The organism is Bacillus sp. 7_6_55CFAA_CT2, from assembly GCF_000238655.1.
Classification (GTDB): domain Bacteria; phylum Bacillota; class Bacilli; order Bacillales; family Bacillaceae_G; genus Bacillus_A; species Bacillus_A cereus.
The window spans coordinates 675,763-689,849 of the sequence record NZ_JH414709.1 but is presented as its reverse complement, the minus strand read 5'-3'; the positions used below and the strand labels follow the sequence as shown (position 1 = coordinate 689,849).

Below are 14,087 nucleotides of genomic sequence, written 5' to 3'. Positions count from 1 at the left end.
ATATATGAACACGTAAAGGTTTAAACAGACATATAAGCAGTCACGCTTTGTCATCACCTTGTTGTTGTAAATTAGTATTCCCCCATTGAATAGACATTCTATAATATCGTATTTTGATTAAAACTATAAAACATACTTAACACTAATAGTAGAATTTTTCTTCTTCATCAAATTCACTTCTTCTTTTTTTATAAACATAAAAAAGGAGCTCTATTTATATAGAGCTCCTTTCTAATTTTATAATTTACTAGACTGTAACCCCTGAATAAATGGAACTACTTCAGGATTTACAAGTGAAGACAAATCACCTAATTCTTTTCCTAAGTAAGCTGCTTTAATAACACGGCGCATTACTTTAGAATTACGTGTTTTCGGTAAATCTTCTACAACGTGGATGTCTTTAGGACACAACGCTTTTCCAATATGAGAGTTTACTAAACTCATTAATTCTTTCTTTAATTCTCCTGTAAATGTTACATGGTCTCTTAATACTACAAAACAATGACAAACTTCACCTTTTACTTCGTCAGGTACACCAATTGCAGCAGCTTCAATTACATCGTTATGTTTCACAAGAATAGATTCATATTCAGCAGGTCCAATACGTTTACCTGCAATATTTAACGTATCGTCTGAACGCCCTGTGATGATATATTGTTCACCATCGTAAATGACCCAGTCACCGTGGACCCATTTATTTTCAAAACGCGACCAATATGTATTTATGTAACGTTCATCATCTTCCCAGAAGCTTTTCGTCATACCTACCCAAGGTTTCTCTAAGCATAATTCTCCGACCTCATCCCGAATTGGTTTACCTTGATCATCCAGTACGACAGCTGCCATTCCTGGTAAAGATGCGTTAAAACTAATCGGTGCTATTGGCTTAATAAGAACATTACCGAAAATCCCACCAGAGATTTCAGTTCCACCTGAGTAGTTACAGATTGGGACATTTCCTTTTCCAACTGTTTCAAACAGCCACATCCATGGATCAGGATTCCAAGGTTCTCCTGTTGATGCGAATACTTCCAAACTCTTTAAAGAATGTTTATTGACATACTCATCACCTTTTGCCATTAATGCTCGGATTAACGTTGGCGAAATACCTAAATGAGTAATCTCATATTTATCAACTGTCTCCCATAACCGGTCTGCTTCTGGGAAGTCTGGAACACCTTCGTACATAACCATCGTTGCTCCATTAATGAGTGAACCAAATAATAGAAACGGCCCCATCATCCAGCCCATATCAGTTACCCATAATACACGATCACCTTGTTTAATATTCATTCCAAATCCTGCATCAAAAGCTGCTTTCAAAGGAAATCCTGCATGCGTGTGTACTGTTCCTTTCGGCTTACCAGTCGTTCCTGATGTATAAATGAGCATTAATGGATCATCACTTTGCATTTCCTCTGCATGTATGAATGGTTTTTCTTTTTCTAGCGTACTCCACGAAAAGTCATAGTTATGTGGTGTAAAATCATTTCCTGCATGACGAACGATAACAACTTTTTCAACAGTTGGGCAATGTTCACAAGCTTTATCTACTTCATCTTTTAAAGAAACAATTTTACCGCGGCGTGAAAATCCATCTGCGGTAATAATCATTTTTGAACCTGCCGCTTGCACACGTGTCATAACTGCATCAGACGCAAAGCCTGAGAATATTGGTGAAATAATTGCTCCGATTTTCATTACAGCTAGCATCGCAACAACTGTTTCTGGAATCATCGGCATATAAATTGTTACACGGTCACCTTTCTCAATACCCGCGTGTTTCAAACCATTTGCAACACGGCTTACCCAGTTGTCAAGCTCTTCATATGTAAATGATTTTGAAGTTCCATTTTCCCCTTCGTACTGAAGTGCTGGCTGTATTCTCGTCTCTTCATCCGCAAGCCAGCGAGATAAAGCTGATTCTACAACGTTACATGTTCCGCCATTATACCACTGTGCAAACGGTGTACCATTTTCTAAATCTAACACTTCTGTATAAGGTTTCATCCATTGATAGCCTACTGCTTTTTCTGCCTCTCCCCAAAACCAAGCTGTTTCCTCAATAGATTTATTATAAAAAGTTTCATAGTCTTCATATCCCAATGATTTCATCCAACCATATAAACGTGTTTTTTCCTTGTACTCTTCTGTTGGAAACCAAACTGCTTGTTTCAATGTTTTCCCCTCCTTAACTTTTTGAGCAAGAAAGCCCTAAATAGGGCTTTTAAACTGGATATACAGGATGTTTACGATCTGTGAATACTTGATATTTGCTCATATACATTTCAAAACGTCCTTTTAACTCTTCACGTAAATTGTTTGGATGAACAATACCATCAATCACCATCTCTGATGCTAAGTGGTATATATCAATATCTTTCTTATACTCTTCACGTTTTTCAGCAATGAAACTAGCACGCTCTTCTTCTGGTAAAGTTGCAATTTTATTTGCATATACAGCATTAACCGCAGCTTCTGGACCCATTACCGCAATAGAAGCTGTCGGTAATGCCAGACAGCAATCTGGTTCAAATGCTGGACCTGCCATCGCATATAAACCAGCGCCATATGCTTTACGAACAACGATAGAAATCTTCGGTACAGTTGCTTCACTCATTGCAGAAATCATTTTTGCACCGTGGCGAATAATACCGGCACGCTCTACTTTTGTACCAATCATAAATCCTGGTACATCCGCAAGGAATAATAATGGAATATGATATGCATCGCATAAATTAATAAACTTAGCAGCTTTATCAGCTGAATCATGGAATAATACGCCGCCCTTCATACGCGGCTGATTTGCAATAATACCAACTGGCTTACCATCAATACGTGCTAAGCCTGTAATTAGTTCTTGAGCAAATAATTTTTTCACTTCATAGAATGAACCTTCATCAATAACTCTATTAATGAGATCTTTCATATTGAAAGGAGCATTTTGATTTTCTGGAATGATTTGTTCTAACGTTTTATCGAATTGTTTCGGTTCTTGAGGTGTAACCAATGGAGTCTTTTCTAAATAGTTGTTTGGAAAATATGAAATGTATTGTCTTGCTTGTGTAATCGCATCTTCTTCTGTCTTACATAAAACATCTCCGCATCCTGATACAGAGCAATGCATACGAGCCCCGCCCATCTCTTCTAAAGTTACCTTCTCACCGATAACCATCTCAGCCATACGAGGAGATCCTAAATACATAGATGCATTTCCCTCTACCATCATTACAACGTCACAAAAGGCTGGAATATACGCACCACCAGCTGCAGAAGGTCCAAATAACAAGCATACTTGAGGAACTTTACCTGATAACTTCACTTGATTATAGAAGATTCTTCCTGCACCGCGGCGCCCTGGGAACATTTCTACTTGATCTGTAATACGCGCTCCAGCAGAGTCAACTAAATAAAATAACGGAACACGTAGTTTTTCAGCTGTTTCTTGAATACGTAAAATCTTTTCAACTGTGCGTGATCCCCATGATCCAGCTTTTACAGTAGAATCATTGGCCATTACACACGCAGTACGACCATGTATTTTACCCGTTGCCGTTACAACGCCATCCGCAGGTAAGCCTGTTTGTTCACAGTTAGCAAATAATGCATCTTCTACATATTCGCCATTATCAAATAGAAGCGCTAAACGGTCTCGAACGAATAATTTTCCTTTTGCTTTATTTTGCTCATGATATTTCGGTGCCCCGCCTTGTTTAATTGTTTCAACTCGTTCTTCAAATGAATTAGATTGTTGTTTTTGGTCTAACATATTTACTCCCCCTTATACATCGGTTTGCGTTTTTCTTTGAATGCCTGTAATCCTTCTATGCGATCTTTCGTATGGATTACACCTTCATACGCTTGTTTTTCCATTTGTAATCCGGTATGTAAATCAACTTGAATACCATTTGAAATTGCCTCTTTTGCTAATCGAACAGCAATAGGTCCATTACTAGCAATTTTCTCTGCTATTTCAATCGCTTTCTCTTCAAGTAAATTAGCTGGTACAACAAATTCTACTAAACCGTATTCTTTTGCTTCTTGCGCTGAAATACGTCTACCTGTATAAATTAATTCTTTCGCTCTACCAGCACCAATTAATCTCGGTAAGCGCTGTGTACCACCTGCTCCTGGTATAATTGCAAGTGTCGTTTCAGTAAGACCAAGACTTGCAGATTCAGCAGCAATTCTAAAATCACAAGCTAAACTTAATTCCGTACCACCACCAAGTGCAATTCCATTTATAGCAGCAATAACTGGCTGTGGTAATTGTTCAACCATCTTCATAGTAGTACGAATCATACTAACAGCATGGCGAACTTGTTCTTCATTCATACCGGCACGCTCTTTTAAATCTGCACCAGCACAAAATGCTTTTTCACCAGTACCAGTCAAAATAACTACACGTGCGTTTGAATCTTCACTTATTTGAGTTAATATCGTTTGTAATTCATCTAATAATGCCAAAGATAATGAGTTTGCTTGTCTTGCACGATTTAACGAAATCTTTACTACGTGAGGTGTTACATAATCAACGGAAATGTTTTGTAATTGTAGCATCTACTCACCTACTTATCGTTTTATGTTGAAGCGCTCTATACACATGACTCGGTAATTGGATATTCAACTTACTTTGAATAAATTGACTAGCTCTCAATAACTTTTCTTCGTCTATATTCGTTTGGACTCCTAATTTATGGAGCATATGTACTAGGTCATCAGTGGCAACATTACCTGATGCTCCTGGTGCATAAGGGCAGCCCCCGAGTCCACCACAAGAACTATCAAACGTTGTAATACCGTATTCTAATGATTTAACTACATTCGCTAGAGCCATTCCATACGTATTATGAAAATGCATTGCAAACTGCGAAGCATCATACTTCTTTAATAGGTGTTCTAATACTTGTTCTACTTGTAATGGATTCGCTACACCGATTGTATCCCCTAGAGAAACTTCATAAATACCGTATGAAAATAGTTGATTACATAATTCGTCAACTGCTGCGACACTTATATTCCCTTCATAAGGACATCCAAATACAGTAGAAACATAGCCTCTTACCTTTTTCCCTTCGAATAATGCCTGTTTTGTTATATCTTCAATTACAACTAATGCTTCTTTGATCGATTTATTAATATTACTTTTATTATGAGATTCACTTGCTGATAAAAAAACATTCACCTCATCTACATTTTGCAAAAAAGCTCGTTCCAAACCATTTTGATTCGGAACAAGCGCAGCATATGTAACATTGGGATCCCTTTTCAGCTCAGAAAATACATCATTTGCATCCGCTAATGCAGGGACCCATTTTGGGTGAACGAATGAGGAAACTTCAACATACGACAATCCCGCTTCTGTAAGTAGTTGAATCCATTTTACTTTATCTTTTGTGCCAACAATCTTTTTTTCATTTTGTAAGCCATCACGTGGCCCGACTTCTTTAATGACAGCAAAATTAGGTAGTTTCAATTCGCTTCCCCCTATATCTCCCTATTCAATTTCTAATAATACATCTCCTTCATTTACAAAATCGCCTTCTTGCACATTAATTTTCATAACTGTGCCAGCTTCTTCTGAAATGATTGGAATTTCCATTTTCATAGATTCCAAAATGACGACATCCTGCTCTTCCTCTACTGTATCTCCTACTCCTACAACAATCTTCCAAACGTTTCCTGCCATCGATGCGTATACTTTCGTCATCATTTTTTCCCCCTTAATATTGTTAAATCTTATTTTTTAACGAGTTGTTTCGTTACAAAGCCTGTTGTATAAATACCCTCTTTGAACACTTCGTCTTCCAAAACTTGCAGTAGCATTGGTGTGTTCGTTTTAATACCTTCTACTTTTAATTCCTCTAGAGCATCATGTAATTTTGAAATTGCTTCTTCACGAGTCTCGCCATGTGCAATGACTTTCGCAATCATTGGATCATAGAAAGGTGTAATCGTTACATGATTTTCTAAGAAGTGATCAATCCGTACATTTGACGGTAATGTTAAATCTGTAATTTTCCCAGGTGACGGGAAGAATGTTTTCGGATCCTCTGCATAAATACGAGCTTCAATGGCATGACCACTACGTTTTACATCATCCTGAGTAAATGATAGTTTCTCTCCACTTGCAATCAGAAGTTGTTGTTCTACAAGGTCTAATCCCGTAATTTCTTCTGTCACTGGATGCTCTACTTGTAATCTCGTATTCATCTCTAAGAAATAGAAGTTCTTCTGATCATCTACAAGAAACTCAACTGTACCTGCATTTGTATAACCAAGTGCTTTGGCAGCTTGTACAGCAACTTCCCCCATCGCCTTTCGTGTACCTTCATCTAAAAATGGTGAAGGTGCTTCTTCGATTACTTTTTGATTTCGGCGCTGTACCGAACATTCACGCTCCCATAAATACACTGTGTTACCATGTGTATCTGCTAAAAGCTGAATTTCAATATGATGCGCGTCTGCTATATATCGCTCTAAATACATTTCTCCGTTACCGAAGAAGTTTTGCGCTCTTGTTTTATTACTTTCAAACGCTTTGGTGAGCGTTTGCTCAGTTTCCATCAACTGCATACCAATGCCTCCACCGCCTGCGGATGCCTTAAGCATTAATGGATAACCAATTTGTTTTGCAATTTCAATTGCTTCTTCAGCAGTTTCAATATTTGTAGTAATACCTGGGACTACTGGGACATCTGCTGCTTGCATTGCGATACGTGATTCGATTTTACTTCCCATCTTCGTAATGATTTCTTCTGAAGGACCGATAAATACGATTCCTTCTTCTTTGCAGCGAACCGGAAAAGACGGATTCTCTGATAATAAACCATAACCCGGATGAATTGCTTCTGTATTTGTCTTCTTAGCTATTTCAATAATTTTTTCAAGGTTTAAATAGCTTTCTTGGACACGCGGTCCACCTACTAAGTAAGCTTCATTTGCCATTTTCACATGAAGGGCATTTTCATCTGCTTCAGAATAAATAGCAACAGTGCGAATGCCAAGTTTTTGACAAGTTTTCATAATACGAACTGCGATTTCTCCGCGATTTGCAATTAATATTTTTTGAAACATAGTGATTCCTCCCTTTTATCTACATCCTAAATGTCTAGCAATTACGAGACGTTGAATTTCAGAAGTTCCTTCACCAATTTCTAATAGTTTCGCATCACGAATATGTCGTTCAACTTCATATTCACGCATATAACCATATCCACCATGAATCTGTACTGCTTGATTCGCAATACGGCTTGCTGCTTCCGATGCAAATAGTTTTGCCATTGCCGCTTCTTTGCCGAAAGGTTTATCATTATCTTTTAACCAAGCTGCTTTATGTACTAAATTGCGTGCTAGCTCTACTTCAGTCGCCATATCAGCTAATTTAAATTGAATCGCTTGGAAATTAGAGATTGACTTTCCAAATTGTTGACGTTCTTTCGCATATTGCAATGCACGTTCAAAGGCTGATTGCGCAATACCAACTGCCAATGCTGCGATTGAAATACGTCCTCCATCAAGTGTATATAAAAATTGTTTAAAACCTTTATTTACATCACCAAGAATATTTTCTTTCGGTACACGAACACCATCAAGTACGATTTCACAAGTATTAGAAGCGCGAACGCCCATTTTATCGTAAGGACTAGAAATCGTTAATCCTTCACTAGTAGTAGGTACGATAAATGCTGAAATGCGTTTTCTACCATTCTCTTCAACACCGTTGACAGCGGTTACAATAATTGTATTTGCATACTCTGCGTTTGTAATCCAACACTTCTCACCACTGATTACATACTCATCGCCATCTAGTACCGCTTTCGTTTGAGTACCACCTGCATCTGATCCAGCATTCGGCTCCGTTAATCCGAAGGCACCTAATGTTTTACCTGACGCCATTGGAACTAAATACTTTTGTTTTTGTTCTTCTGTACCGAAATAATAAATTGGAGAAGCACCTAATGAAATTGTTGCAGCATAGCTTAAACCAGTGCCACCACAAGCGCGACCAATTTCTTCAACTGCTAACGCATACGATACAGTATCGCCACCTGAACCTCCATACTCTTCTGGGAATGGGATGCCTAATAATCCTAGTTCGCCCATTTTTTGAAATGTTTCATATGGAAACTCTGCAGTTTTGTCATAATATACAGCTTTCGGTGCGATTTCCTTTTCAGCAAAGTCACGTACCATTTCTTTAATCATTTGTTTTTCGCGAGTTAGAGTAAATTCCATTCCGCTACACACCCCTTATCGAATATTGAGTTTCGACAGCGTGCGAGTTTCTACTACAAACATAACAACTTAAAAGACAAGAATATTAGTTAGACAATTGCTATAATTCTGTCATAACTTAATTTTAAAACAGATTCTGTACTAATGCACAAAAAAATTCCTACATTGTTCTACAACAACATAGGAGATTTTGTGTCGAATTATGTAATTTATTGTTTAATAATCTCTACCTTTTCCCGAATCAGAAATTTCTACTAATGCTTCAGGGTATGGTTCGAAATACGTTTGTCTTAATAAATACTTTTCATCAAATCGAATGGCCCATGATTTTAAAATTGTAAGTAAACTACTAAGTGGTATTTTCTTTTCTGCATACTTTTGTAACAGTTCTATAAAATGATCTTTTTCTTGTTTTTTTAGCTTTGTTTTAAAGTATCCAAAAATGTGCTCGCATACATTTACATTCGATGTATAGCGGGGGGTGCGCATAAATAATTCATATAAAGTCTTCTCATAGTTTTCAAATACAACTTCAATCTTTTCATTTTTTTGATTTGCAATTATACGCCCTAATTCCTTTTGTTTCACTTGATTGTATGCCATAAATAAATATTTATTGTCCGACTGAAACGATACAAGGTCTTTCATATTTTTATTATGTTTAATCATTTTGTAATATGCGATTGTAAATAACCTTGTAAAGAAATGCTCTCTAATAATAAAATTCGACAATCTACCTTCCTCTTCAATAGGAAGATGCGAAAAATTTTTTACTACTGCTCCGCCAAATAAGCCTGATCCTTTTCCCTTTGCTGGCGCTTTTTCAAAACCAGAATAAATTTTCACATCACGCGTACCACAACTTGGCGAACGATTCTTTAAAATAAAACCATCCACATCCGATATCGTTTGTAAAAAGTCATTTGAAAACCGCTCCATTTTTTCAGTTACATCTTCTCGTGTCGACGGTTGCACAAGTCTGTTCTCACCATTTTCTTCTACAATTCGTATCGTTTCACGAGGAGTTCCCAATCCAATCTCCACTTCTGGACAAACAGGTATAAATGTAACAAATGGCTGCAAATTTCGTATTGTTACATCTGGAATCATCTCTCCATTATATCGACAAGCATCAAATTCTAAACATTTACTTACGACGATTGTAGGTTTTGCAAATTGTCGCATCTCATTACCTCCTTAGTGCTAGTCCGTATACTATAAATTGTACTAAGATTAACATTTTAAGCAAAGTTTGATTCATTTATTTTTATGAGAAATATATATCCAATAATATATTAACAATCATTCAACTCTATTTTCAATAAATGTGCGCCCTATTATACTGGTTTAGATATTGTGAAATGAATAATACACAGATGCTACGGAGAAATTAATGATTAAGAAAGGAGGGAATTGTTATGAAAAAGAAATTATCATCTATTTTAAGTGTTTTAGCACTCTCTATTATGTTTTTAGGTACATCTGCGCAAGCTGAATACGATGGAAATAATATGAATAGAGTGAATAACACTGATATTTCAACTCGAGTAAATGACAATAATTTAGACAGAGTTAATAATGATGTAAGAACTCGAAATGTAAATACAACAAATGATTTAAATGATAATCGTGATAGAAATAATAATTGGGCTTGGCTTGGTTTATTAGGACTAGCAGGATTATTAGGTCTTAGAAGAAGAGACAAAGAAACACGCTGATTTAGAATATTTTTAATAAACAAGTACTTATTTATCAAAAATATATAACGAAAATAAATCGCCTTTTTAAAGGCGATTTATTTTTACTTAAAAAGTAATGTATGTAATTCACACTTCGACGATTAAATTCGTGGAGTTAATCCATACAATATAAATTGAATCGTATTTTCAATTTCTTCTTCATCATTCCATTTTTCTTCAGGCAATAATAAAAATCGTGTTAATAATAAACCTAATACAGCTGATAAAGTAAGACGTAGTACGGAAGATGGTGGTATCTCAATAATCTCTCCTTCTTCTTGAAATTTCACAATCAACTTTTTGAAATGTGAAAACAGTTCTGTTTCTACTAATTGCTGTATTTCATTTTTTAGTTCTGGTTGAAATGGTACTTCTTGAATTAATATTTTTATCATAGGAAAGTGTTTTTGAGCAAATTTAAATCTATTATGAATTACAACCCTTAAAAGTCCTTCATACGATTCATACTCTGATTTAAATATTTCTTTTGCAAAGGTTTGTACGAAAAATGGTGCAGCGAACTTAGTTAAAGTTGGCATTACGACCGCTAGTAATAAATCTTTTTTCGTCTTATAGTAGCGGAAGATGGTTCCTTCCGCTACACCAGCACGCTTTGCAATTTCACTTGTTGAAGTTGAAGCGTATCCTTTTTCTCCAAACATATCAACAGCCGCCTCTAATATTCGCATTTGACGTTCATTTCGTTTATCCGTATTAGTTGCAGCTATTAATTCCTCCAGCCAATCCTTCTGCATTTATAAAGCTCCTTTTTGTCATTATTATATTTTGCGATGTTTCTTTAAAGCAAATACATTTCCTACTGCAAATAATAGTGAAAAAAGTAATAACACAGTAAGATCTAATGCAATCTCTGTAAACCCTTGATTCCGAATCATCACTTGTCTCATTGCGTCAGCGCCGTATGTGAGTGGAAATGCTTTCCCTAACATTTGGAGCCACTTATTCATAGATTCCATTGGAAACAATCCAGAAAAGAAGATTTGTGGCACTATAACAAGCGGTATAAATTGAATCATTTGAAATTCATTATTTGCGTATGCCGATAAAAACGTACCTAATGTTAGTGCAGTTAAAGAGAGCATACATGTAATAAGTAGCGTTAGCCATATGGAGCCAGCTACGTATAAATCTAAAATATAAACGGAAAAGCTTACGATAATAATGGATTGTATAAAGGCAAAGATTCCAAAACCAATAATATAACCTGCGACTATTTCCCATCTTCTTACTGGGGTGGATAATAACCTTTCTAGCGTACCACTTAAACGTTCTCTTACGAAAGATACACCTGATAATATAAATACAAAGAAAAATGTAAAGAAACCAATTAATACAGGACCAAGCCCATCAAACATCGTAAAGTCTTTAGAGCCATGTAAATAATTTACTTCAGGTTTCATAATCGATACATCATTCTTCTCTGTGCTTTTTTGCAATACTTGAAGTACAGCACGATTTTTTGACGAATCACTACCTTCCAACAGAAGTTTCATTTTTCCATTCTCTATACGAAATACTGCATCTACTTTTTGTTTTTCCAACTCAGAAATCGCCTTTTCCTTACTGTATTCATAAATTGACGCTTCTTGATTTTTCATCATTTTTACTATTTGAGCGGGCATATCAACAACAGCAATTTGCGGTATATAGTCTTTCTGTGTAAACACTAGTGACAAAAGCCAAAGTAATAACATCGGTGCTCCAAACATCATTGCTAACGAACGCTTATCTCGAAAAAATTGACGAATAATACGTATAATTACACCAGTAACTCTCATGATGGCACCACCTCTTCTAGCAAAAAGACATCTTCAATCCGTCCAGATGACACGCGTTTTTTCAATTCTTCAGTTGTTCCAACCGCAACTAGTTTCCCTTCTCTAATTAACCCTAGACGCTCACAAAATTCAGCTTCATCCATAATGTGCGTCGTTACAATAATCGTTGTGCCTTTCTTTTTAAGATCATAAAATTTTTCCCAAATCGTTTTTCTAAGAAGCGGATCTATCCCCACTGTAGGCTCATCTAAAATTAATATTTCTGGTTCGTGAAGGAGCGCTATTGCTAATGATAAGCGTTTTTTCATTCCACCTGAAAATTGTTGTACTTGCTTTTTCATATACTGAGACAATTGTACAAGTTCAAAAACCTCTGCAATTCTTGTCTTTTTACGTTTTCCCTTTAGTCCATACATCGTTGCTATAAAATCTGCATTTTCATATGCTGACAATTCTTCGTATAATGCATCCGCCTGAGCCATATAACCAATTCTTTTCATTTCATTTAAATTAGGCATATTAGTATTATTAACAAGCACTTCACCTTTCGTTGCCTCATTAATACCTGCAATCATTTTAATGAGCGTTGTTTTCCCCGATCCAGAAGGTCCAACAAAACCAAAAATTTCTGCTTTTTCAACTTGCAATGAAAGATTGTGTAACACTTCTTTTTTTCCAAAACTTTTTGATACAGTCCGTAAAATAATTGAAGGTTGTTGCACGTTTCATCCTCCTTTTCCAATAAAATGAGTGAGTACTCACTTTTATTTTACCCTTGCTTAATTATATGTCAAACTTCATTGATTAGTATGTATGTTCAATCAACGATATTAAACAATGAAACAGAGTCGACATTAGAATTTCATTTCCTAAAGTCGACTCTGTTTCATTTAAACTATAAATTTCACTTTACGTTTTTAAATTCATATACTTCCGAATTCTAGCAACATCTAAAGAATATTCAATAACTAATTGCTGTAACGGTAAAATAACTGTGTCAGGATATAAATGTGCATATTGTAATGTTTCTGCATATTTTTCTAACCTTTTTTCTAAATACTTTATTATTTGATCAGGATGACTTACTAATAAACATTTACAATAATAATGTATTTGTTCCTCAATCGCCGTGTATTCTTCAATTTCATATTCTTTATGCATGTGTACACCCCTTTAAGTTTTTTACATGAATTACTTATCACAATTTTCACTCGACAAATTTTAAGTTTTTTGATTATTTACACTATAACAAACAATCAGGGTCAAATTTTGTTACTTTATGTAACGTAGAAAATTTTTAACAAAATTGTAATGTTAACTCCTGCAAAATACATAAAATCTCTTTACTCACTTTTGCATAAAAAAATCGTACAGCTTAATTTAACTGCACGACTACAATCTCTGGCCTATTCAAAATTCTTTGCGGAATGATACTATTTCCTAATCCTCTACTCACTACCATTGATGTATTTTGTTCTACATATAAACCTGCTGTATATTTAGGTAAAACACCTTGATTTGGAGCAACTAATCCACCGATAAATGGCAATCTAACTTGCCCTCCATGAGCATGTCCCGATAAAACCAAATCCAACCTCTCATTCTTATATTCCTTTATAAATTCAGGCCTATGGGATAATAATACATTATATCTATCTGGCTGCATTTCAATTTTTGCTTTTTTAATTTCATCTATTATAATATTTCCTTCATCACGGTTTCCAGTAACAAACTCTGGATCATCAATACCTAGCAAGTTTATTTCTTGCTCACCCTTTCGAATGCCTACATGTTCATTCCTTAAAACATTGACACCATATTTCTTCAACTCTTTTTCTAAACTGTTATACTTTCCAGACCATTGTTCATGGTTTCCTGTCACAAAATATACAGGATACTTATTTACCATTTTTTGTATTAATTGCATACTCACTTCTGCATCGTATGATTTACTGTCAATTAAATCACCCGTAATCGCAATAATATCTGGGTCTATACTTTTTATTTTTTGAATTAACACATCTTGATTATCGCCAAATTTTTTATTGTGTAAGTCTGAAATTTGTAGAATTTTATACCCTTTAAAAGAGGATGGTATTTTACTAGAGGTTATTTTAACCTCAGTTATACTTATTAAATTGTTCTGTAAATATAAAAAGATTGTAAAACCTACTAATATACAAATAATCATTACAATTCTATTAATTTTCTTTTTCATATTTTCTCCTTTACATTCTCATCAAACACTTCTATATGCTAACTGAATTATATTATACTTTCTTGAAATTTATTTAAATCAATATAATAATAC

General features: G+C 35.3%; 14 protein-coding genes. 1 reads left to right on the top strand and 13 read right to left on the bottom strand.

The window, feature by feature from the left end; all coding sequences use genetic code 11:
- Window positions 1-237: 237 nt before the first annotated feature.
- The 8 genes from HMPREF1014_RS12460 to HMPREF1014_RS12425 form a co-directional block, all read right to left on the bottom strand.
- Window positions 238-2,178, bottom strand: a complete 1,941-nt coding sequence (locus HMPREF1014_RS12460) for an AMP-binding protein (protein WP_000806480.1) — start codon at window positions 2,176-2,178, stop codon at window positions 238-240.
- A gap of 49 nt (window positions 2,179-2,227) precedes the next feature.
- The gene (locus tag HMPREF1014_RS12455; protein ID WP_000886745.1) at window positions 2,228-3,769 is read right to left on the bottom strand and encodes an acyl-CoA carboxylase subunit beta; all 1,542 of its coding nucleotides are present in this window, start codon (window positions 3,767-3,769) and stop codon (window positions 2,228-2,230) included.
- Between the two features lie 2 nt (window positions 3,770-3,771).
- A complete protein-coding gene (locus tag HMPREF1014_RS12450; protein ID WP_000939797.1) occupies window positions 3,772-4,560 on the bottom strand; it encodes an enoyl-CoA hydratase in 789 nt (262 codons plus the stop codon).
- A 4-nt stretch (window positions 4,561-4,564) separates the two neighbouring features.
- The gene (gene mvaB / locus HMPREF1014_RS12445; protein WP_000775438.1) at window positions 4,565-5,476 is read right to left on the bottom strand and encodes a hydroxymethylglutaryl-CoA lyase; all 912 of its coding nucleotides are present in this window, start codon (window positions 5,474-5,476) and stop codon (window positions 4,565-4,567) included.
- Window positions 5,477-5,497: 21 nt separating this feature from the next.
- Window positions 5,498-5,713, bottom strand: a complete 216-nt coding sequence (locus HMPREF1014_RS12440) for an acetyl-CoA carboxylase biotin carboxyl carrier protein subunit (protein ID WP_001987345.1) — start codon at window positions 5,711-5,713, stop codon at window positions 5,498-5,500.
- Window positions 5,714-5,739: 26 nt separating this feature from the next.
- Entirely contained in the window at window positions 5,740-7,077 is a 1,338-nt protein-coding gene (locus tag HMPREF1014_RS12435; protein WP_000486756.1) for an acetyl-CoA carboxylase biotin carboxylase subunit, read from the bottom strand.
- 15 nt (window positions 7,078-7,092) lie between these two features.
- Window positions 7,093-8,238, bottom strand: coding sequence for an acyl-CoA dehydrogenase (locus HMPREF1014_RS12430; protein WP_000397282.1), 1,146 nt, complete (start codon window positions 8,236-8,238; stop codon window positions 7,093-7,095).
- Between the two features lie 216 nt (window positions 8,239-8,454).
- Entirely contained in the window at window positions 8,455-9,423 is a 969-nt protein-coding gene (locus tag HMPREF1014_RS12425; protein ID WP_001248648.1) for a YbgA family protein, read from the bottom strand.
- Between the two features lie 233 nt (window positions 9,424-9,656).
- Between HMPREF1014_RS12425 and HMPREF1014_RS12420 the strand changes: the two genes are divergently transcribed.
- The gene (locus tag HMPREF1014_RS12420; protein WP_000728151.1) at window positions 9,657-9,956 is read left to right on the top strand and encodes a WGxxGxxG family protein; all 300 of its coding nucleotides are present in this window, start codon (window positions 9,657-9,659) and stop codon (window positions 9,954-9,956) included.
- A 122-nt stretch (window positions 9,957-10,078) separates the two neighbouring features.
- Here HMPREF1014_RS12420 and HMPREF1014_RS12415 read toward each other — a convergent pair whose 3' ends face one another.
- The 5 genes from HMPREF1014_RS12415 to HMPREF1014_RS12395 all read right to left on the bottom strand — a co-directional run bounded on the left by HMPREF1014_RS12415 (window position 10,079) and on the right by HMPREF1014_RS12395 (window position 13,994).
- A complete protein-coding gene (locus HMPREF1014_RS12415; RefSeq protein ID WP_001168193.1) occupies window positions 10,079-10,732 on the bottom strand; it encodes a TetR/AcrR family transcriptional regulator in 654 nt (217 codons plus the stop codon).
- Between the two features lie 24 nt (window positions 10,733-10,756).
- Window positions 10,757-11,776, bottom strand: a complete 1,020-nt coding sequence (locus HMPREF1014_RS12410; RefSeq protein WP_001266717.1) for an ABC transporter permease — start codon at window positions 11,774-11,776, stop codon at window positions 10,757-10,759.
- On the bottom strand, window positions 11,773-12,498 hold the full coding sequence (locus HMPREF1014_RS12405) for an ABC transporter ATP-binding protein (RefSeq protein WP_001187071.1): 726 nt from the start codon (window positions 12,496-12,498) through the stop codon (window positions 11,773-11,775). Before HMPREF1014_RS12405 ends, HMPREF1014_RS12410 begins: the two co-directional genes overlap by 4 nt.
- Window positions 12,499-12,685: 187 nt before the next feature.
- The gene (locus HMPREF1014_RS12400) at window positions 12,686-12,937 is read right to left on the bottom strand and encodes a hypothetical protein (protein ID WP_000548621.1); all 252 of its coding nucleotides are present in this window, start codon (window positions 12,935-12,937) and stop codon (window positions 12,686-12,688) included.
- Between the two features lie 214 nt (window positions 12,938-13,151).
- Window positions 13,152-13,994, bottom strand: coding sequence for a metallophosphoesterase (locus tag HMPREF1014_RS12395; RefSeq protein WP_000727187.1), 843 nt, complete (start codon window positions 13,992-13,994; stop codon window positions 13,152-13,154).
- Window positions 13,995-14,087 lie beyond the last annotated feature (93 nt).